Below are 21,260 nucleotides of genomic sequence, written 5' to 3' on the forward strand. Positions count from 1 at the left end.
TTATCGCCCTCCCAATTTGGCCGCGATATCACTACTCGCGTCGTCGTAACAGTTTGCTAAATAGTAATCGGCTATCTCTTTGCCTGTCGCCACCCAAACATCGGGGTGGCCGGTAATGTACTCAAGCGCTTCTTCAAACGCCTTAATGCGATGCGCGTTACTGACTTGGTAGCTATGGGTCGGAATACACATCACCGTGCCCGATTCGGCACCTTCCTGATACAGTCGATCAAAATGGCGTTTCAACATCTTAAGATATTGGCGCGGCTCAACCTTGTTCACCGCATAGACAATGGTATCGTTCATTTCCAGAGAATAGGGCATGGAAATAAAGCGCTTACCGGAGCGAGTATTCACCGGTGTGGGTTGATCATCGTGAAACAGATCGCAGGTATAGTAGCCGGCTTCGTCGCCAAACAACTCGGTACCAACTTCGGCAAATATATCGAGGGTGTGTTCCGAATGCGATAAGGCAGGTGCCAAATAGCCGGCACATTTTTGGCCGGTGTGCTTATAGATGGTTTCGATACTGTCGCGGATCATCTCGCGCTCTTGCGCTTCGCTCATATTGTAGGTGTAACGAGTGTTGTAGACGCCGTGACTGAAGAATTCCCAGTCGCGTTCTTTGCACATTTGAATAATTTCCGGATGATGCTCGCACAGTGCGACCGACAGAGAAACAGAACCGCGAATATTATACTTATCGAGCAAGGCCATTTGACGTTGATGACCCACCCTATTACCCCAGTCGCGAATCGAAAAACCCGGTACAGCGGGATTGGGCTGTGGCCAAGGACTGCGCGATGGGTTGGGCGGTGGATTCAGTTCGTAATACTCAATGTTCGGGGCAACCCAAAACGCTACCTTGGCTCCGTTGGGCCACTTTATTTTCGGTCGATTGTTGTAGGCCCAATAGTCGTAAGCAGCGAGCTTTTCCATTTCTATATCCTCTAGCCAATATTTACGAACGCGCGCCCAATTCAGCAATTACATCGGCTACCGTCATGACATCGGCATACTTAAGATGTAAGTCAGTCAGATTCGCGAAGTGGTAACTTTCATGCTTATCCGATACACATTCTTGCGGAACAATGGTTCGGTAGCCGCGGGATAGGCTATCGACCGCTGTAGCGCGAATGCAACCCGATGTCGAGCCTCCGGTTAAAATAAGGGTGTCAACCTGGTGCCAAACCAATAATGACTGCAAGGGTGTTTCGAAAAAAGCCGATGGCATACGTTTGGTATAGACCGCTTCGTTTTTGTAATCGATGTCTAACCGATCATCAAATTCGCTTCGGGCCGAGTCGAATTTTATGTTCTGCAATGAGTCCGGCGTATCCGTGCGCGTGCCCCAGATCCCGGCGTCTGCGGCAGAGTCCATATAAGCAACATGGGTCCATACAACCGGCCAGTTGAGCGAGCGGAATAATTTCACCAGATCCATGGTATAACCAAGTTGATTGGGATCTGTTTCATAGGCGGTCTTATAAAGATCAGTTCGGGTATAGGCTTTTTGAGGATCTATATTGATCAGCGCCGCTTTTTTACCAAACCCAAACGGGACTCGTTGCGGATTATTAATGACTTCGTTAAATATCTCTCTAGCTGTTTGGTCTGAAGTTATCATTGATCGCTCCGTCTAGTGCATTGAATTATGTTGGTTATAAGCGCATCAGCGCTCATATTTCTGACCCAGTTCGAGAATCGCATCAGTCTCTAAATATTCATTTAGTTGCCTAAAATCCAGCATCTGATCGCGAAACGGCGCCGTTGAGCCGTTGGCATGCAAGCTGGTGAAAAACTGTTTAGCCATATAGGTAAAGGCTCGCACCAGGGCGCCGGGGAAAATCACCAAAGAAAAACCAAGCTCTTCTAAACGCTTGGCGTCTTGCAACGGAGTATCACCCCCTTCGACCATATTTGCCATAATCGGCACTTTTTTGCCGAAGGCCGACATCACCCGATCGATATCGGTGCTGTTACGAATACCCTCAACAAAGACCATATCGGCACCGGCTTCGTAATAGGCGTTAGCCCGTTCGAGCGCTATATCAATGCCATCCACCGCTATGGCGTCGGTGCGCCCAATGATCAGGGTGTTTTCTGAGCACCGAGCGTCAACGGCTGCCTTAATTTTGCCGGCCATCTCGCCTTGGCTGATGAGCGACTTGCCCTGCAAGTGACCACAGCGCTTGGGATAGGTTTGGTCTTCCAGCTGAATGGCGTTGGCACCGGAACGCTCGAGCATTTTAACGCTGCGGATCACGTTTAAGGCATTGCCAAAACCGGTATCGCAGTCGACTATGATGTCCAATTCACACCGCTCCTGAATCAATGCCAGGGTGTCGTTTATCTCCGTCACACTCATCAGGCCGATGTCCGGTCGCCCCAACTTGGTATAGGCCAAGCTGGCGCCGGACAGGTACACGGTGTCAAAACCGGCCTGGGCCGCCAGTGACGCGCTCAGTGCATCGTAAACGCCCGGGGCGACAACAATGGGCTCCTGCGCCAGACGTTGTTTTAAATTGAGGTTGTTGGATTTTTTTTCAACTGTGACCATTGTTGAGCACCTTGATAACAAATAAGGGTGTTTGTGGCGTCCAGAATATCGACTACTTTTACCCAGCAACTTCCACCTAGCCAATGGCAACTTACCTGGACGCCTAGTCCTCGTCACCCTAAACGGCATGGTGAAACGCCTATCGGGCTTGCTGTCAAATGCTTGTGCGCAACATCTGATTAACCTTTGAGGATGGTAACCTCTCAGGTAGGATTAGTTTGCCTGTAGCCAGTAGCTTGCATTTGAGCCGACGGAATCGATACATTTAAATGTATTATTATTAATACATTTATAGTCTATAATAAATGCAGCTGTCAAGACTTAGTTATGTACAAAAAGGAGAACGAATGGACACTAAAGCGTCAAAGCGCGGCCTAGGTGCCACTAAATCACATCAGCTGTTTTTGCTACTCAAGGAAACCATCGTCAGCGGTCGCATTGCGCCAGGCAACAAGCTGCCCGGCGAAATCGCCCTAGCCAAAGAGCATGGCTTATCCAGAGTCACGGTCCGGCGAGCAATGGAGGCGTTGGCCAACGAGAATTTAGTCGTGCGCTTGGCTGGCAAGGGCACCCTGGTCAAGGAACAACCCGTCGGCGCAACCATCATGACGGCGAGCGTGGCCAACCTGTTACCGAACATGGTCACGATGAGCAAGAATTCAAATGTGAAATTGCTGGAATTCGCCTATGTCCAACCATCCGAACATATCCGAAGCCGGCTTGGCCTGGGCCCATCAGAGCGAACTCAACGCTCAGTTCGGGTTCGCTCAGCCGACGACAAACCCTTTTCGTATCTGGTCACCCATGTACCAGAGCCCATCGCATTGCATTACAACGAGAGCGATTTGGCGACGACGCCGTTGTTTGTTTTGCTGGAGCGCAGTGGCGTGTTGGTCGATCAGGCCAAGCAGGTCATTTCTGCCACTTTGGCGACCAGTGATGTGGCCAGTGCACTGCAGGTACCCGTGGGTTCGCCCCTTATTTCGCTCAACAGGGTGGTCATCGATCGCAATCAGCAAGGCGTGGAATACCTCACTGCACTGTACCGCCCAGACCGTTACCGTATTGAAATTGATCTCAGTCGAGCGGGCGATGAAGACTCACGCTATTGGCAAACAGTCGATGGCGAGAGCGATTAAACTGAGTTCATCGCTTGACATGCCTTGAACGGCTGGTATACCTTTGATTGTGTTATTTGTAATACATTTAAAGACCGAGCAAAAAACCGGCTAGCCGTCAGCGTTGGGTAAATTGTAGTATGTCGCAACAAACATTTTTCGACAAAATATGGCAGGCTCATGAAATTGAGGTCGCTGATGATGGCCAAAGCCTTATGTGGGTCGATCGGCATTTCGTCCATGAAGGTTCTTTCCACGCGTTTAACAAATTAACGGCGAGAAGCCTGCCGGTTAGCCACCCTGAGCTAACCTTTGGCGTCGCCGATCATTATGTACCGACTCGGTCTCGTTCATTAGGCGACCTGCCGCTAAAGTCGCAGAATATGATTCAAATGCTCAGCACCAATGCGCACGAGCACGGCATTAGGCTGTTCGATTTACACGATTCACGGCAAGGCATTGTCCATGTGGTGGGTCCGGAACTCGGCCTGACCTTGCCAGGCACCTTTATTGTCTGCGGTGACAGTCACACCTCTACTCATGGCGGGCTCGGCGCACTGGCTTTTGGTATCGGCGCATCCGAAGTCGCACACGTTCTGGCAACTCAAACCCTTTGGCAAACCAAACCCAAGCAGATGCGCATTACCATTGATGGTGAGCTCGCTGAGGGCGTTACCGCTAAGGACATTGCCCTGCATTGGATCGGGCTATTGGGTGCGGACAGTGCCCGCGGACACGCGATTGAGTATGCAGGCAGCACCGTTAGCGCGTTGACGATTGAAGGCCGACTAACCCTTTGTAACCTGTCCATCGAAGCCGGCGGTCGCTGTGGCATGGTCGCACCAGATGAAAAAACTCTGAATTATCTAACGGGTAAAGCGTTCGCTCCGCGCGAAGACGATTTTATCCAGGCCGGACAGCATTGGCTCGGGCTGGTCACGGATGCACAGGCAACCTTTGATCGTGAAGTGCATATCAACGCTGCGGACATAGGCCCAACCGTCACCTGGGGCGTGTCACCGGAAGAGGCCATTTCAGTAAACAGTCCAATTCCCGACCCCAGCCATGCGGCGCACTCGGCCAAGGCCAAACAATGGGCCAGCAGCTTGGATTATATGGGCTTAACGGCGGGTCAGTCATTGCAGGATGTGCTGATTGACCGGGTATTTATCGGGTCTTGCACCAATGCTCGCTTAGAAGACTTACGCAGTGCGGCCCAGGTGCTACAGGGTCGTAAATGTGTCATACCCGGTATCGTGTCGCCTGGCTCTAGCTCGGTAAAGGCTCTGGCCGAGGCAGAAGGATTGGATTCAATCTTTATCAATGCTGGGCTTGAGTGGCATGAAGCAGGTTGTTCAATGTGTGTCGGCATGAACGGCGACTTGATTGGGCCCGGCGAACGCTGCGCCTCATCAACCAACCGAAATTTCAAAGGCCGACAAGGCCCTGGTGCGCGCACCCATCTCATGTCACCTGCCATGGTTGCGGCGGCCGCAGTAACGGGTCGCATTACCGACTTCCGCCAGCTGCCCCAAGTAGATGCCATTCAGGAGGCCGCGCTATGACACCGTTCAAGCAACTGGACGCAAAATGCTTTCCGCTCGATGCCGCCAATGTCGACACGGACCAGCTGATCCCGGCCAGGTTCATGCAAGAGCCGCGCAGCGTCGGCTATGGCCAGTTCCTGCTGTACGACCAACGCTTTGACAGCAACAACAGCGCAATAGAAGCATTTAGGTTAAATCAAACTCGCTTGGCGGACGCCGGTATTATAGTGGCTAAACGCAATTTTGGCGCCGGCTCATCGCGAGAGGCCGCAGTCTATGCCTTAGTTGACTATGGCTTTCGCTGTGTCATCGCACCCAGTTTTGGTGACATTTTTTCCAGCAACGCGGTTAACAATGGTTTGTTACCCGCCCTAGTCACCGAGGCTGATGCGCAGAAATTGATCGACTATTGTCAAAATCAGTTGGCAAGCTCGCTAACTACCGCCCCGATCATTTCTGTTGACTTGGAAAATAAACAGATTCGTTGCGCTGACAGGTCCATAGCGTTTGAGATTAAATCCGCTTGGCGCTCTAAACTGCTCAACGGGTGGGATGACATAGAGTTAACGCAGGCTTACAGCGAAAACATTGCTCAGTTTTACACCGACTATCAATTGCGTTCTCCATGGGCGGTAACGCCTCAGGATAATACTATATTGGCAGTTAATAATTAAAACGCACCAGTGAAAAGACCATCAAAACTCTAATGCAGTCAGCTTCGACCGAGCCTTGGTTTAACTTGATTCAACTGAGAATAATAATAACTAGAGGACAACAGAATGAGACATTCAATCTTTAATAAAACGGCAATTGCTATTGGCTTGGTATCGGCGATGTCTTTTTCGGCAAAGACCTTTGCTGAAGATACCATTACCGCAGTGCATGCATTCAACACCTCGTTAATCTATACCAAAAGCTTCTTGAGTTTTGTCGACAAGCTCAATGAACGCGGCAAGGGCGTCATCCAGATTGACGTCAAGGGTGGTCCAGAGGTTATAGGCTTGGGTGAACAGCCAGACGCAGTGCGTAACGGCGTGGTCGATATGGCCTACACCGCTGCAAGCTTTTATGGTGGCACCATCCCTGAGCGTGACATCATGGTCGCCTCAAACACCAACGGCATCTATGCTCGAGAAAGCGGTGGCATCGACTTGTTAAATGAAATACACCAAGAGAAGATGGGCGTTTACTACCTTGGCTGGTTCGACAGCGGAGTGAGTTATAACCTTTACACCGTAAATGAGCCAAAGATCGGAGCGGATGGGAAACTTGACCTGGAAGGCCTAAAACTAAGAAGCAACGCCGTTTATGATGCGTTTTTCCGTAGTTACCTAGGTGCAGAGCCAATCAGCATGCCAACAACGGATGTCTATGCCGGTTTGGAACGAAATGTCGTGAACGCCACCGGTTGGACTCAGATTGGCCTAAAAGACCTGAACTGGGACCGCTTCTTGAACTATCGGATTGAACCGTCTTTCTTTTCAACCGATATGGGCGTAATTATTAATATAGACGCTTGGAATGAATTGAGTGCTGAATCGAAAAAAATCCTCCAAGCAGTAGCCATTGAGCATGAGCGCGACAGCGCCCTATCGTTGGCGAGCCTAGGCGACACACAAAAAGCCGAAATGGTCGCAGACGGCATGAAGATTGTTGACTTGACTGGTGATGTTCGTGATCAGTTTTCCCAAGCAGCTCGTGAAGCAACCTGGGAGCGCATGGTTAGCCAGATGTCCCGCCATCCAATGGGTCTCAAGCATTACGATACCTTGGTCGAGAAATTCAACAAACTCGATTAATACTGTCTAAGGCTTCTACTAAAAGTTCAACCGGCTACGGTTGAACTTTTTTGGTTTTTTAAAAAAAGATGGGTTTCTTATGAGAATCGCCTTAAAAATATATAAAGGTTTTATTGACCTAATGGCCATAACCTCTGGCCTAATGCTGGTTTGGCTTATGGTCGGTATTGTACTGTCGGTACTCATAAGAAACCTGGGAGGCCAACCATCTGCCTGGTTTTTTGTCTCTACAGAGTATTCCCTCTTTTATCTAACCCTATTGGGTGCGCCTTGGTTAGTCCGAGAACAGGGCCATGTTCACATTGAATTATTGACGGCCATGATGCCGCCGAAAATATTGTCGATCCACAGTCGCTTAGTCGCTCTAGGCTGCGTAATTATATGCCTGGTGTTGGCTTGGAAAGGTTTTGACCTGGTGCAAACCAATATTTCACGCAGCGATTATGATGTCCGAGCTTTTTTTGTACCGAAATGGATTTTGACCATTGTCTTTCCCATTACCTTCTTGGCAATGGCGACTGAGTTCTCCAAATTTGTTTTTGGCGAAAATATCATGCATGTTGGTGAAGCGGGAGTGCATGAATAATGGAATGGTATCTTGCACTGACATTCTTACTGTCGATGATAATTTTCTTTATGGGCGCAGGCATGCCCATTGCGTTTGCATTTTTAGGGGCCAACGTTATTGGCTCCTGGTATTTCATGGGCGGCGAAAACGGTGTCACACAGCTGCTTAATAATGGCTTTGGTGGTCTGTCTAAGTTCAGCCTAGTCCCTATTCCGCTCTTTCTGTTAATGGGCGAATTATTTTTCCAAACGGGTCTGGGCATGAAGATGTTCAATGCCATTGACCGCCTAATGGGCAAGGTACCGGGGCGCCTGTCCTATGTGACCGTTGTTGGCGGCACCGCATTTTCGACACTGAGCGGTTCGTCCATGGGCTCTACGGCCTTAATGGGGTCATTGTTAGTGCCGGAGATGGAGCGGCGCGGCTATAAGAAACACATGTCGATTGGCCCAATATTGGGCACCGGAGGGCTCGCAATCATCATTCCGCCGTCGGCCTTGGCGGTACTGCTGGGGACCTTGGCACAGGTCGATATTGCTAAACTGTTGATTGCCGGCATAATCCCTGGCCTCATATTGGCCAGCTTTTACGTACTAACCATTTTCATTCACACCAAACTGGATCCCGATGCCGCCCCCGCCTATGAGGTTGCGGCCATCTCTTTGTTAGGCAAACTAAAACTGATTACTACGGATGTCATTCCGATGATTAGCGTGATGGTTATAATTGTAATCATGATGCTAACCGGTTTCGCAACGCCATCGGAGTCTGCAGCCTTTGGCGCCCTGGGTGTGGTCATACTGGGTTTCATCTACCGCTGCATGACTTGGCAGGCCTTCAAACAATCTATAATTGGTGCCCTGAAGGTTACCCTTATGGCTTATTTGATCGTCTTTGGTTCGGCAACCTTTAGTCAGTTACTGGCCTTCTCCGGCGCGTCAAGCGGACTGATTTATTGGGCGACCAGTTTCGATCTAACCCCCATTTTCATGCTCTTGGCCATGTTCGGCGTGCTGTTGTTGTTAGGCACCTTTATGGAGCAAATTTCCATAATGATGTTAACCGTACCGTTCTTCTTTCCATTAGCGGAGACGCTCGGTTTCGACCTGGTTTGGTTTGGCATCATAATGCTATTAGCGTTGGAGATTGGTTTTACCACACCGCCCTTCGGCCTATTGTTGTTTGTTATGAAAGGTGTCGCACCACCGGGTACCACGATGGGCGAAATTTACTCAGCAGCCATGCCATTCATTTTCTGCTCGCTATTCTTGGTATTGCTGATGATCATCTTCCCCAGTATCGCACTTTGGCTACCCAGCTTTATGAACTAACGCATTGTTTGCTGTGCTAGCGCGCCGCCCGGCTGTCTGCGGGGTGCGATTTAAAATACCGTATCCTTGATATTCACCCTTGCGTGGCTACTCTACCGGCAAAACAGCCGTTTATGCTGCGGTTTCATATTATCGTATTCGTTGCAATCGGTGTTATTGAGTTAGGCATAGACTGGCTGGCCACGATACAGGCTTTTAAACTCCCTGTTGCCTTTGAAGCGCGGGTAAGACCTGCCAAGATATTCAACCAGCTCGATTGGGTCCTCTGCTTGCCTGGGCTCGACATTAAAAGTCGGATCCAAGCCGGCAAAGGCATAAAGCTTCGTCACGTTATGCTTGAAGGTTTGATCCTCGAGTAAATCGACATAATCTCCCAACAGGCCCAAAAATTCTGGATGTGCCAACTTCAGGCGCACCCCGAGCTGTTGCTGCACTGTTGCGATGCATTCCTTGGCCAGTTGCACCGCCTCTCTTTTCAGTACCCAGGAGCTCTCCATGCTTAAATCCTCCATGTTTGCACTTACTTAATCAGCAAAGAGCCTGCCAAGATAAAGAACGGATTAAGACGCCAAGCGGATTAAAATATATTGATTACCTGTATACGCTAAGGCAACCAAAATAATATACTTTTAGGATGATTTTCATCTTGTCTTTAGGGATGGATTTCAAAATGGATTGCATAGATAGGGTGCATCTGGCGTGCTGAAGGCTGTATATTGGCACACCATCGAAGGTAGTTTGGATAAAGGCAGGCCAATTGGATCCGATTCAAGACGCCCCCTTGCTGAAAAAACTTCGGATCGATAAGCCTATTATACCTAGCATTATAGGGCCCTATTTATGACTACAACTCTTAGCCTCGCGTTACTGGCCCTTGCCATCGGACTGTCACATGCTGACGATAATCCGGCCGTCGCGGCAATGCAGGATTATTTGGATTTCGCCGACTACGGTGAGGGTTCTATATCAACGGAGCAGCTTGCGTCGATCGAATCGACCAATATTCTCTATATCGATACCAGAAACCCAGCACAATACGATTCCGGTCATATTCCAGGCGCACTCAATATTGAATGGCGTCTAATACTCGCTCGCCGTGCTGAAATACCAACTGATCGGCCTGTGGTGCTCTATTGCGACACCGGCCTGCTGTCTTCTAAAGCCCAGTTCTCATTAAAAATTGCCGGGCGTGACAATATCAAGGTGTTGTGGGGCGGCTATCTGATGTGGCTTGCAGGGCAGGATAGTGGCGATTAAATATGCAGAGCACACCCGTTTCCCGGCCTTAAGGATCGTTTATCCTCTGACCGGAGGCGATGGCAGACTTTAGCGGGCCGCCGATCCAGGATGATAAAATGGCCCCTATAGGTTTTAGCACCAGGCTCTCTTTTTAGTAATATAATATTTGTAGTCGGCCTTCAAACCCTATCGGCTTGGCTAGGACCTCAACAAATACAGCAGTGGAGTATCGATTGTGCGCAAGATGGCAGATCTTATTCAAATATTAGGCCTCATCGTGCTTACCGGCTGCAACGTTGCCGGCGAAGATGCCTCTGATGGTGTTCTCCTTAGCGAATCGGATACGACATCTGAGGTCAGCGTCGACAAGGTCAGCATAGACAACGTCAGCTCCTATCAACTGCAGAAAACAACCTTGCATGTCGACCGGCGCGGTGGCATTAATGGTTCGCCCTGCAGTTGTTTTTATCATGCGATGGCCTATGCCGATTTCGATGGCGATGGTGATGTGGATATCTTTCTATCCGGTGGCAATGGCACCGATCTGCCCAGCGCAGTGGAAATTCATCTCAACGATGGCGCCGGAAATTTCACCTTGGATAAAAGTTTAATTCACGGATCTGAGCCGGGTGTCATTCATCCACGCAAAGCTATTTTGGGCGACTATAACGGCGATGACCAACTCGACATTCTAGTCGTTGGCCATGGCTATGACCAACCGCCCTTCCCTGGCGAGCGCCCACTGCTCTTTCTCACAACGGCCAATGGGCTTGAGTACAGCACAAGTCTTGAAGCTTATAGCGGATTCTTTCATTCTGCCGCCTCAGCCGACATCGACAATGACGGCGACCTTGATATCCTCATCGGCGACACAAAAGTGCCGTTTATGTTGATCAATGACGGGCTTGGCGGCTTTACTCAGGACTTGGCCAGGTTGACTTCGGAACTCAACAACCAACAATTCTATACCTCTGAGCTGATCGACATCGATCAGGATGGCTATATCGATCTCATAGCGGCCGGCCATGAGTTTGAAACTATGGCGACTGTTATCTATTGGGGCAGCGCTAGCGGTACCTACCTGGCCACCAACAAAACGTTGTTACCTGAGGTGGTAGGACAAGGTGTCATTCTCGATATCGATGCAGAGGATTTAGATGGCGATGGTCGGAGCGATATTGTCTTGACGCGCACAGGCGGCGGAAATGACAATTTCTATGTCGGATATTATCTCCAGCTCATTGAGAACAATGGTGACCGGCAGTTCAGCGATAGCACGAGCAATATAGCTGAAAATAGTTCTACCGAGAATGGATGGATCGATTGGATTCGTATTCAAGACTATAACAATGACGGCTATTTAGACATTATTGAAGACAACAACTCCCCTGCCTTGGTTTGGCTTAATAATGGCAATGGCGAATTTACGCGCTAAAAAAGCGCGTAGCAGACCAATCTAACCAGACTCATCTAACAGAGCCAAACTAGCGCGTGGGCACCGGGCCGCCTTAGCAGTCCTGCCCAGCGGCCCAGGCACTCGACCAGGCCCATTGAAAGTTATAGCCCCCCAACCAGCCGGTCACGTCCAATACCTCGCCAATAAAATAAAGCCCCGGTACCAGTTTACTGACCATGGTCTTGGATGAGATGTCGTGGGTATCAACGCCGCCGAGGGTGACCTCTGCGGTGCGGTAGCCTTCGGTTCCGCCCGGTACAAATTGCCAATGATTGAGCTGCTCAGACCAATAGAGCACATCGGCCTTGGACAACTCCGCCAGGGTCTTCTGGTGCGGCCACTGTTGGCAGAACAGCTCGGCCAGTCGTGCTGGCAGCAGCGCCGACAACCAGCTTTTAAACTGCTTCTTACCCTGTTCGTGCCGATCAGCGGCGAGCTGCTGGGCGACATCCATGCTCGGCAACCAGTCGATAGTCAACGCTTCACCTTCTTGCCAATAGTTGCTGATCTGCAACATGGCCGGGCCACTCAAACCCCTGTGGGTGATCAGTAAGTCGAGTTCGAATTGGGTTCCCTCTAGCGCGCGCACGCGGGCACGGGTCGCCAGGCCGGACAAGGCCGACCAGAGAGGTTTATCTTTGGTGTTCCAGGTAAAGGGCACCAGCGAGGCCCGATGGCTCAAGAGCGTGTGACCAAACTGCTGTGCCAGCTTAAAACCGAAGTCAGAGGCACCCAAGGTGGGTATCGACAAGCCACCGCAGGCCACCACACAGGAGACCGCTGAAAATACCCCGGCCGTGGTGCTGATGGCAAAATGATCGTCAAGCTTGGCGACCGATAGGACACTGGTTTCCAAAAGCAGGTCGACGCCTTCTTGCGCCAGCTCGCTTAACAACATCTGTTGGATGTCTTTGGCACTGTGGTCGCAAAACAACTGACCGAGATCCTTCTCGTGGTATTCGATGCCGTGCAGATTAACCTTGGCAATAAAATCCCATTGGCTATATCGACTCAGCGCGCTGCGCGCAAAGTGCGGATTGTGCGATAAAAAATGCGCCGGTTGCACGTCCAGATTGGTGAAGTTACAGCGCCCGCCACCAGACATCAGGATTTTTTTACCGGCCTTATTGGCATGATCGATCAATACCACTGAGCGGCCGCGCTTGGCCGCTTCGATAGCGCACATCATGCCGGCGGCACCAGCCCCTATTATCAGTACATCAACCCCGGTTGTCATACAGGCCCTCAGTTGTCATATAGGCGATCCCTATTTGCGCTCATTGCCAACAGAGCGGCGGGTGCGTTGATTTTCCAGCTTACGGCGGTTTGGATCGGTCTTATCCCGCACCACCGACTTCCACGGCATGGAGGGTAACTCGACAATAGCGGCCAGTTGATCGATATCCTTTTTCGCCAATTCATTCCAAGTGCCGGCGCGCATGGACGAATCCATAAAGACTGAGCCATAGCGCACACGCTTCAGGCGAGACACCTGAAAACCTTGGCTTTCCCAGAGGCGGCGCACTTCACGGTTGCGGCCTTCGACTATCACCACGTGATACCACTGGTTCGAGCCTTTGCCATCGAAGTACTGCACGTCACTGAACTTGGCCATGCCGTCGTCCAGTTGGACACCGGCACACATGGCGTCGATATTTTCCTGCTTGACCTCACCGAGAATCCGCACCGCGTATTCGCGTTCGATCTGGCGCGATGGATGCATCAGCCGGTTGGCCAATTCGCCATCGTTGGTAAACAGCAATAGACCGGAAGTGTTGATGTCGAGCCGGCCCACAGCCACCCAACGTTCACCGGTCAGCTTGGGCAGTCGATCAAACACTGTTTGCCGCCCTTCTGGATCTTTCCGGGTACAGATTTCACCCTCGGGCTTGTTATAGATCAGCACGCGACGGACGGCCTTGGTATCAATTTTAACGGTTTTGCCGTCGACCTTTAATTCATCCGTGCGCTGGACCTTGTCGCCCAGCTTGGCGACTTCACCATTCACACTGACGCGCTTGTCTTCGATAACTTTTTCCATCTCGCGGCGCGAACCGAGACCGGCTTTGGCCAATACTTTTTGAATTCGTTCTTCACTCATTGTCATTTTCCTCACGTTGCGAGTCGTTCTCACGAGCGTCCAGCAGCGCCTGTTGTTGGGCTAGCTTTTGTTGGATTGATTTCCACTGTTCTTCTTCAGACAGCGGCGGTTCGAGCTCCGCTACAAGCTCGTCTGCTGGAGCCGGCATGTCCACTGAATCCTGCGCTATTAGCGGGTCAGTGTCGGCCGGCTCTGGCGTGGTCGAGTCTGTATCGTCATAATCTAGCTGCAGATCAGGGTGTTCATGTTCTGCCTTTTGCTGCGCTAACGCCTGTTCGAAGTTGGCGTTAACCTTGTCCATCGCCTGCAACTCTTGGTCGAGCTGTTCGTCGATAAATTCATTGCCGGTTTTTCCACTGACGGCGCTGTCGCGTATCTTTTCGATCAGGCCGCTGAAGGATATTTCCGCTTGTTGCTTATCTTCGGATGCGTTTTCGTCGTTATCGGCGGTCAGATGCAATTGCGGATTGAGTTCTTCCATATCGCGAATTTCACCCAGGCTCGGCATCTGGTCGAGCGTCATCAGGCTAAAGTAGTCGAGAAATTGCCGGGTGGTGGCGTACATGGCTGGGCGGCCGGGTACGTCTCGATGACCAACCACTCGCACCCATTCGCGCTCCAATAAGGTGCGAATAATATTCGAACTGACCGCCACGCCGCGCACATCTTCAATTTCACCGCGGGTAATGGGCTGCCGATAGGCAATCAGGGCGATGGTTTCCATTAGGGCGCGCGAATAGCGCTGCGGTTTTTCTTCCCACAAACGTGCCACCCAGGAAGCCGTATCGGTGGCGGTTTGGAATCGATAGCCACTGGCGACTTCCACCAACAACAGGCCGCGGCCGCTATAGTGGGCAATCAACTCAGCCATCAATTGGCGCACGATACGGCCATGGGGGCGTTCGTGAGCTTCAAATAAGGCGCGCAAATGACTGGCCGACAGCGTGATACCGGAGGCAAACAACGCCGCCTCGAGAATGTTTTTGAGCCGCTCTGGTGAATGACCGCCATAGGGGTCGCCCTGGTCGCTATCGGCTATGTCCAGTTCCTCATCGATTGCGCCTGGGGCGTTATCACCCTGGCTGCTGGTCGGCTCTATGTCATCGTAAACCGCGGGGTCGGTATCCGTCTCAACATCGCCCTCGTTCGGCTCGGCATACTTGTCAACCAAGGCATCCAATGCCGTTTGGTTCTTACCTTGATGCTTTGCTTTGGGCTTGCGCGCGCTAACCTCCTGCTGACTACTGTCAATCTCGCTGCCATTTTCCGGTTCCGGTGTTAATGGATCGATGGGTTCGTCGGTTGGGTTCATTCGCCTTTGGCCTTTACGTGAATAGGTGCGAACAATTCCGTCTGCACCAGGTCAATTAAGGATTCTTTGGCCAATTCCATAATGGCCAAAAACGTAACGATCACCCCCAAACGCCCTTCTTGGGCATTGAACAGGGTGATAAAGGGTACAAATGCCTTGCCTTGCAAGGTGGACAGAATATCGGCCATGCGCTGTCGGGTCGACAGCGTTTCGCGCTGCACCTCGTGCTCGCCAAACATCTCGGCACGGCTCATCACATCTTGAAAGGCGAGCAGGATTTCCCGTAGATCCACATCGGGGTGTAACTTAGGACGCTCGTAGTCGGGTCGCATTTCATCGGCGAGAAAAACATCCCGACCAACGCGCGGCAGTTCCGCAATATTTTCGGCGGCGCCTTTAAATTGTTCGTATTCTTGCAGTCGACGAATCAACTCCGCACGTGGGTCGCCCTCATCATCCAACTCTTCTTCTTTACTGCGTGGCAAGAGCATGCGGCTCTTTATTTCGGCCAGCATTGCGGCCATAACCAAATACTCAGCGGCCAACTCCAGATGCATACCGTGCATCAGGTCAATATATTCCATGTATTGAGAGGTTATTTCGAACACATTGACGTTGAGAATATCAAGGTTCTGTTTACGGATCAGATAGAGCAATAGATCGAGTGGCCCTTCAAAGGCATCGAGGAAAACTTCTAGAGCATCGGGTGGAATGTAGAGATCGATGGGGATCTGCATCATCGCCTGGCCATCGATTACGGCAAAGGGGATTTCCGTTTGTTCGGCCATGGCGCGCTGCCGCAGTTGGTTCAGTGCCTGCTCTTTGGCCGATAAACGCTTTGCCGGAATCGGGGCGTCGTCTTCCGTGAATAGGGCAATCGGTACCACCGCCTTATCGATGATGGGCTCGTCGGCACTGGGTTGCGTCGGGCCTTTGGCCTCGGGCAGATGCTTCTGGTTGTGGTTAGGCTCGGTCATCTCGTCACCAACACGCTATTGGAAGGGACTGGGATCGCCCATCCCGACCCGCACCACTTCTGGCGCACCATCTAACAGGTTGATGATGGTCGACTCTTCGACGCCACAAAAACCGCCATCGATCACCAGGTCCAACTCGTGCTCGAGCCGATCACGGATGTCATCCGGATCACTCAACGGCTGCTCGTCATTGGGCATAATCAAGCTGGTGCTGAGCATCGGCTCGCCCAAGGCGGCCAAAATGGCCGAGGCGATGGGATTACCAAGCACGCGCAAGCCGATGGTGCGCCGCTTCGGGTGCAGCAACCGGCGCGGCACTTCACGCGTGGCCTGAAGAATAAAGGTGTAGGGCCCCGGCGTGTTATTTTTAATCAATCGGTAGGCGACATTGTCTACATTGGCATAGCTTGAGAGATCGGACAGATCACGACAAACCAGAGTAAGGTTATGTTTTTCATCGATTTGGCGGATACGCCGGATCGTGTCAATGCCCCGTTTATCACCCATTATGCAGCCTAAGGCGTAGGCCGAATCGGTGGGGTAGGCAATAACGCCACCCTTGCGCAGTATCTCTACCGTATGGGCAATCAACCGGGCTTGGGGGTTTTCAGGATGAATCACAAAAAACTGGCTCATATTGGCTCCCGCCAAGAATCGAGGTTTGCTACTTTACCGTGATGTGGCATTGCTTTCCAGCGCTTTCAGCGTTGCCATGCGGGTGCGCAACCAATCGCTCGCGGTCGGCAAATCCTTGGGCCATTCTGGATAGGTGCCGAGTTTCAACCAGGGTGTGTTGGGGCTGTGAAAGTCGCTCCCGCCACTGGCATAGAGATTCCGCTCTTGAGCCTGATTACTGAGGAACTTGCGCTTTTCTGGGTTCAGACCAACGCAGGCAATCTCAATCGCTTGACCACCGGCGGCACAAAAATCATCAAGCATTTCGCGTGTCTTAGTCCAAGTGAGATCATAGCGATGGGGATGGGCGACCACCGGCAAGCCACCGCATTCCAGAATCCACTGGGCTGCCTCCGCCATCTCCGGCCATTGGCTTTTGACATCGCCTATCTTGCCCTGGCCTAACCAGCGTTTATAGAGTTGCGCGGTATTCTTGGCCTGTTCGGTTTCCACTAAATAGGCCGCAACATGCGGCCGCGCCGGCGGGCCCGGGTGAGCGATGGCGCGAATCCGCTCCTCGTTCAGTTCAAATCCCGCCTTACGCATGACATGCAAGATGCGTAAAAAGCGGTTTTCGCGCCGCTCGACATAGTCATTTTCAATGCTTAACCAACGCTCGCTGTAGGCATCGATGCCCAGGCCGACCATATGAATAGTGCGGCCCTTCCAAACGCACGATAGCTCGGCCGCCGGATAGAGCTCCAATTCCGCTGGTACCCATGCATTGGCTAGGGCCGCTCGATAGCCTGCGGCGGTATCGTGGTCGGTTAGAGCCATATGACGGACACCGTTGGTAACCGCCAGCGCAAAGAGATCGGGGCAAGTGAGTTGTCCATCGGAAAAGCGACTATGGCAGTGCAGTTCCCATTCGTGCTTTCGATTTACTATCATAGGGCGTATCAGCGGTCCATTGGCCGGGGCGATCTAGTTGGTTATTTAACAGGCAAAGCGCTTCAGAAGAGCGTTTCAGTTAAAAATTTCGTCACAATTGGTTGCATTTGCTGGGCTACACCCTGAGACTTAGCCCCCAATATTTTGAGCTAAATAAGGCGCAACCGACCCATGTGGTATGCCATTCTGTCAGAAGATCATCCGAATAGCCTTGAAAATCGACTTGCAGCGCGTCCAGCCCATGCTCAACGCTTGCAGGATTTACAGTCGCAAGGCCGATTGTTGCTCGCCGGTCCACATCCCATGATCGAGTCTGAAGACCCCGGTGCCGCGGGTTTTTCTGGCTCCTTGGTAGTTGCAGAGTTTGATAGCCTCGCCAGTGCACAAAGCTGGGCCAATGACGACCCCTATGTAACAGAGGGTATTTATGCAAAAGTTGTGATAAAACCCTTTAAACAAACCTTTCCAAATTAGTACAATCATCACTTACATCTGACATTACTAGCCATTAATAGGAAATTGATCATGCTTGTTCGCCTTGTGTCGAAACTGCTTCTAGCCTTCGCCATTTTAATCGCAGCGCCGACCCAGGCCTTTGCTGAAACAGTGTGGCTCAGCGATATGCTGTGGGTCAACGTCCGTACTGGTCCAACCGATAACAACCGTGTTCTCAAAACCATTAAATCCGGCACTCGGATGGAAGTGTTGGAGAAAGCAGAAGACGGTGACTACTACCATGTGCGAACCGAAAATGGTTTGGACGGTTGGGTGCCCAGTCGTTATCTGACAACCGAACCGACAGGTTTTATTAAGGCCGCTCTGGTGCAAACTGAAAAAGATCAACTCCAGCAGCTCTATGACGCCCTAGATAGGAAATACAGCGCCCTACTCGCCACCAAAGGCGATGTAACTGGCGAACTGGAAAACTTACGCAGCGAGAATACCCAGCTGACCTTGGAACTCAATCGAATCACCTCAATCAGTGGCGACGCCATCGACCTAGACGGCGAGTATCAACAGTTGGCAGAGGAAAATGCCCGACTCAAAAACGGACTCGATGTCGCCCAAGCCGAAAATCTAGCCTTGTCCGAATATAACGACAATAAGATGCTCTATGCCGGCGGTATCCTTATTGCCTTGGGGATTTTCTTAGGCTTTCTGTTACCGCGTTTGAATGGCAAGCGACGGAAAGATGGCTGGTCATAATACCAGCCATCTATGATACACTCAGGTTATTGATTTAATTGGAACTTTCTCGATGGCCTGGTCTGACACACCGATTCAAAAACCCTATAGCCTAGTCAATTTGGCCGACCTGCTCAGTCAGGGTCTATTAGGGTCCATGTCCCGTTTCAGTCATTTTCAAATTGTTGAATGGTGCAGCCATTTCGTTGAAAACTATGATCTGACGCCAAACAACGATATCCCGATCCCAGCCGCCAGCGCTATAGCACTGGCAGATGACGTGGTCGTGCAGTGGGAGCTTTTCTTAGCCACCCAATACACCCTTGATGATCTGAGCAAATTCACCCTGTCCGACGTGGTCATGCCCAAAGCCTATTTTGAGCAATGGTTGAATCGGGTCCTGGCGTTGCCGACCCAACACTGAGATGGATTACGCCGACCTCTATTTTGACCAAGATGGCACCCCTAAGTCGGCCACCTACGACGACATCTACTATTCCCAAGGCCTGGGCCATGCCGAGTGCCACCATGCTTTTATTGCACCCAATCGCCTGCCCGAACGGTTTCGAGCGCTGCGTGCGCAGCAACACTTCACCATTGGCGAAACCGGCTTCGGCACCGGCCTGAACTTTATGGTTGCCTGGCAAACCTTTCTCGAGCATGCCCCGGCCGATGCTCGGCTGACCTTCGTCAGCTGTGAAAAGTACCCTATCGCGCCCGCCGAACTGGCCCGCAGCCATCAACACTGGCCCGAATTACGGTCCCTGGCATTAGCGTTACAGGCCCAATATCCGCCCCCCTTAGCGGGCTTTCATCTGCTGGAGTTCGGTCGGGTTAATCTGCTACTGCTGTTGGATGATGCCGCGTCGGCGTTGGCTGAGCTTACCGCACAGGTAGACGCCTGGTTTCTCGATGGCTTTTCACCGGTAAAAAATCCGGCCATGTGGTCTCCGGAACTCTTTGATCAACTGCATCGGCTAAGCCGAGTCGACACCACCTTGGCAACCTTTAGCTCGGCGCGGGTTGTCCGCGACGGATTGCTGGGCGCCGGCTTTGCGCTGGAGAAGTTGTCCGGCTTCGGCAAGAAACGCAATTCCTTTCGCGCCGACTTTATCGGTCGCTGCGAACCACCGCGCATTACCGGCTGGCCGAGCTCGGAACTGCCCGCGCCCAAGGCCAATGCCGGTCGCCATATTGCTATTATTGGCGCGGGCTTGGCCGGGGCCAGTACAGCCGCCGAACTGAGCAAACGCGGCTATCGAGTGAGCGTATTTGAACAGCAAACGGGCTCGGCTCAAGGTGGCTCGGGCAACAGCCAGGGCGCGGTCTACGCCAAACTGTCGGCACAGCCGGAAGGCACCACTCGATTCTATGCGCAAGCGTTAATTCGGGCGCACAGCCTGCTGGCCGAACTGCCCGACACGGTCCCACACGGCACCAGTGGTCTGGTCCAGCTGGTGCATAACCCACGCGAATTGACCCGTTTACAGCAGCTCAGTGCTGCGGCCTATATTCCATCGGAACTGGCCGTGGCCAAGACCGCTGAAGAATTGACTGCGCTCACCGGCTTGCCGCTGACCGATCCCGGACTCTGGTTTGCCCAGGGCGGCTGGGTCAGCCCAGCGCTGTGGGTGCGCCACCTGCTGCAATCACTCGCCGAACCGGTTCATTTACAGTGCCGTATAGTCGAATTAACGGCCCAGGCCGACGGCCACGGCTGGTGCTTGACCGACGCCCAGGGCCAGACCTATGAGGCCGATCAGGTGGTCATCGCCAGCGCCTTCGAGGCCAACCAATTTGTCCAGACGGCGCATTTGCGTTTGAATACCATCGCCGGCCAAGTAACCCGACTGGCGGTGCCCGAGACGGGGCCAACATTGAAGGCGGTGATCTGTACCGATCGCTATGTCATGCCGGCGCTGAATGGCCAGCTGACCATCGGCAGTACCTTTCGCCTGAAGTCTACGCAGACCGATGTGCGCGCGACGGAGCACAGTGAAAATATCGCCAGTTTACGGCTACGTGTGCCCAGTTTGTTGCCAGATGATGTCACGATAGTCGGTGGCCGGGCGGGCGTGCGCTGCACCTCGCCAGACTACTTGCCGTTGGTTGGGCCGCTCTCGAACCCCGATGCCTTGTGGCACCAGTTTCGCATCAGTTTGCAGCGTAAACGCACCGAGCACGAAGCCCCAGCCGAGCATTTGCCCGGACTGTGGCTCAATGTTGCGCATGGCTCCAAAGGCCTCTGTTCCAGCCCTCTGAGCGCCCGTCTATTGGCCGCCATGATCGCCGGGGAACCCTATCCGGTGCAGCAGAGCGTTGCCGACCAGCTCAACCCGAATCGTTTTGTGGTGCGCGAGATAGTGCGCGGTAAGCGCGAGAAGGGCTAGGCGGGGTGTGCTCAGAGCTAATACCCAAGATGGCGCAGACTTTGGACTGCCGAGCGCCACTTTTCAGGCCCCTCGCTCACCAGGCTCATAAGCGTTGCTCGGTGTCCGATC

22 protein-coding genes are annotated in these 21,260 nt (G+C 52.2%); 12 read left to right on the forward strand and 10 right to left on the reverse strand.

Features of this window, described 5'->3' with window-relative positions:
* The 3 genes from REIFOR_RS12530 to REIFOR_RS12540 are packed head-to-tail and all read right to left on the reverse strand — an operon-like array spanning position 1 to position 2,560.
* Positions 1–939, reverse strand: coding sequence for a polysaccharide deacetylase family protein (locus tag REIFOR_RS12530; protein ID WP_100257885.1), 939 nt, complete (start codon positions 937–939; stop codon positions 1–3).
* Between the two features lie 22 nt (positions 940–961).
* Entirely contained in the window at positions 962–1,627 is a 666-nt protein-coding gene (locus REIFOR_RS12535; RefSeq protein WP_100257886.1) for an isochorismatase family protein, read from the reverse strand.
* Between the two features lie 45 nt (positions 1,628–1,672).
* A complete protein-coding gene (locus tag REIFOR_RS12540; protein ID WP_100257887.1) occupies positions 1,673–2,560 on the reverse strand; it encodes an isocitrate lyase/PEP mutase family protein in 888 nt (295 codons plus the stop codon).
* Positions 2,561–2,907: 347 nt separating this feature from the next.
* On the opposite strand from REIFOR_RS12540, the gene REIFOR_RS12545 reads away from it, so the two are divergent.
* From REIFOR_RS12545 to REIFOR_RS12570, 6 genes are all read left to right on the forward strand, one after another.
* Positions 2,908–3,699 (forward strand): GntR family transcriptional regulator, encoded by a 792-nt coding sequence (locus tag REIFOR_RS12545; RefSeq protein ID WP_100257888.1) that lies wholly within the window; start codon positions 2,908–2,910, stop codon positions 3,697–3,699.
* A gap of 119 nt (positions 3,700–3,818) precedes the next feature.
* Positions 3,819–5,243, forward strand: a complete 1,425-nt coding sequence (gene leuC / locus REIFOR_RS12550; protein WP_100257889.1) for a 3-isopropylmalate dehydratase large subunit — start codon at positions 3,819–3,821, stop codon at positions 5,241–5,243.
* The gene (gene leuD / locus REIFOR_RS12555) at positions 5,240–5,899 is read left to right on the forward strand and encodes a 3-isopropylmalate dehydratase small subunit (RefSeq protein WP_100257890.1); all 660 of its coding nucleotides are present in this window, start codon (positions 5,240–5,242) and stop codon (positions 5,897–5,899) included. Before leuC ends, leuD begins: the two co-directional genes overlap by 4 nt.
* 105 nt (positions 5,900–6,004) lie before the next feature.
* Positions 6,005–7,024: a TRAP transporter substrate-binding protein DctP gene (gene dctP, locus REIFOR_RS12560; protein ID WP_100257891.1), complete on the forward strand. Its 1,020-nt coding sequence runs from the start codon at positions 6,005–6,007 to the stop codon at positions 7,022–7,024.
* A gap of 121 nt (positions 7,025–7,145) precedes the next feature.
* A complete protein-coding gene (locus tag REIFOR_RS12565; RefSeq protein WP_227003682.1) occupies positions 7,146–7,610 on the forward strand; it encodes a TRAP transporter small permease in 465 nt (154 codons plus the stop codon).
* Positions 7,610–8,923: a TRAP transporter large permease gene (locus REIFOR_RS12570; protein ID WP_100257893.1), complete on the forward strand. Its 1,314-nt coding sequence runs from the start codon at positions 7,610–7,612 to the stop codon at positions 8,921–8,923. Before REIFOR_RS12565 ends, REIFOR_RS12570 begins: the two co-directional genes overlap by 1 nt.
* 161 nt (positions 8,924–9,084) lie before the next feature.
* Here the strand turns inward: REIFOR_RS12570 and REIFOR_RS12575 are convergent, their stop codons facing one another.
* Positions 9,085–9,420, reverse strand: coding sequence for a hypothetical protein (locus REIFOR_RS12575; RefSeq protein ID WP_100257894.1), 336 nt, complete (start codon positions 9,418–9,420; stop codon positions 9,085–9,087).
* A gap of 343 nt (positions 9,421–9,763) precedes the next feature.
* Here REIFOR_RS12575 and REIFOR_RS12580 point away from each other — a divergent pair, with 343 nt between their 5' ends.
* A complete protein-coding gene (locus REIFOR_RS12580) occupies positions 9,764–10,180 on the forward strand; it encodes a rhodanese-like domain-containing protein (protein ID WP_100257895.1) in 417 nt (138 codons plus the stop codon).
* A gap of 226 nt (positions 10,181–10,406) precedes the next feature.
* The gene (locus REIFOR_RS12585) at positions 10,407–11,597 is read left to right on the forward strand and encodes an FG-GAP repeat domain-containing protein (protein WP_227003837.1); all 1,191 of its coding nucleotides are present in this window, start codon (positions 10,407–10,409) and stop codon (positions 11,595–11,597) included.
* A 73-nt stretch (positions 11,598–11,670) separates the two neighbouring features.
* On the opposite strand, the gene REIFOR_RS12590 is transcribed toward REIFOR_RS12585, so the two are convergent.
* The 6 genes from REIFOR_RS12590 to REIFOR_RS12615 all read right to left on the reverse strand — a co-directional run bounded on the left by REIFOR_RS12590 (position 11,671) and on the right by REIFOR_RS12615 (position 17,574).
* A complete protein-coding gene (locus REIFOR_RS12590; RefSeq protein ID WP_100257897.1) occupies positions 11,671–12,855 on the reverse strand; it encodes a BaiN/RdsA family NAD(P)/FAD-dependent oxidoreductase in 1,185 nt (394 codons plus the stop codon).
* Between the two features lie 30 nt (positions 12,856–12,885).
* Positions 12,886–13,725 (reverse strand): 23S rRNA pseudouridine(2605) synthase RluB, encoded by an 840-nt coding sequence (gene rluB, locus REIFOR_RS12595; RefSeq protein WP_100257898.1) that lies wholly within the window; start codon positions 13,723–13,725, stop codon positions 12,886–12,888.
* Positions 13,712–15,031 carry an SMC-Scp complex subunit ScpB gene (gene scpB / locus REIFOR_RS12600; RefSeq protein WP_100257899.1) on the reverse strand — a complete coding sequence of 440 codons (1,320 nt, stop codon included), beginning with the start codon at positions 15,029–15,031 and terminating at the stop codon, positions 13,712–13,714. Before scpB ends, rluB begins: the two co-directional genes overlap by 14 nt.
* Positions 15,028–15,819: a segregation and condensation protein A gene (locus REIFOR_RS12605; RefSeq protein ID WP_227003838.1), complete on the reverse strand. Its 792-nt coding sequence runs from the start codon at positions 15,817–15,819 to the stop codon at positions 15,028–15,030. Before REIFOR_RS12605 ends, scpB begins: the two co-directional genes overlap by 4 nt.
* Before the next feature lie 204 nt (positions 15,820–16,023).
* A complete protein-coding gene (locus REIFOR_RS12610) occupies positions 16,024–16,644 on the reverse strand; it encodes an L-threonylcarbamoyladenylate synthase (RefSeq protein ID WP_100257901.1) in 621 nt (206 codons plus the stop codon).
* Between the two features lie 33 nt (positions 16,645–16,677).
* Entirely contained in the window at positions 16,678–17,574 is an 897-nt protein-coding gene (locus REIFOR_RS12615; RefSeq protein WP_100257902.1) for a PHP domain-containing protein, read from the reverse strand.
* Positions 17,575–17,745: 171 nt separating this feature from the next.
* Between REIFOR_RS12615 and REIFOR_RS12620 the strand changes: the two genes are divergently transcribed.
* From REIFOR_RS12620 to mnmC, 4 genes are read left to right on the forward strand one after another with little or no spacing between them, the layout of a single operon-like run.
* Complete coding sequence (locus REIFOR_RS12620; protein WP_100257903.1) at positions 17,746–18,048, forward strand: YciI family protein; 303 nt, start codon at positions 17,746–17,748, stop codon at positions 18,046–18,048.
* 51 nt (positions 18,049–18,099) lie between these two features.
* Positions 18,100–18,780 carry a TIGR04211 family SH3 domain-containing protein gene (locus tag REIFOR_RS12625; protein ID WP_100257904.1) on the forward strand — a complete coding sequence of 227 codons (681 nt, stop codon included), beginning with the start codon at positions 18,100–18,102 and terminating at the stop codon, positions 18,778–18,780.
* Between the two features lie 52 nt (positions 18,781–18,832).
* Entirely contained in the window at positions 18,833–19,183 is a 351-nt protein-coding gene (locus REIFOR_RS12630; protein WP_100257905.1) for a hypothetical protein, read from the forward strand.
* Between the two features lies 1 nt (position 19,184).
* Positions 19,185–21,149 carry a bifunctional tRNA (5-methylaminomethyl-2-thiouridine)(34)-methyltransferase MnmC2/FAD-dependent 5-carboxymethylaminomethyl-2-thiouridine(34) oxidoreductase MnmC1 gene (mnmC, locus tag REIFOR_RS12635; RefSeq protein WP_100257906.1) on the forward strand — a complete coding sequence of 655 codons (1,965 nt, stop codon included), beginning with the start codon at positions 19,185–19,187 and terminating at the stop codon, positions 21,147–21,149.
* The last annotated feature ends 111 nt before the right edge of the window (positions 21,150–21,260 follow it).

This window comes from Reinekea forsetii (genome assembly GCF_002795845.1).
Taxonomy (GTDB): domain Bacteria; phylum Pseudomonadota; class Gammaproteobacteria; order Pseudomonadales; family Natronospirillaceae; genus Reinekea; species Reinekea forsetii.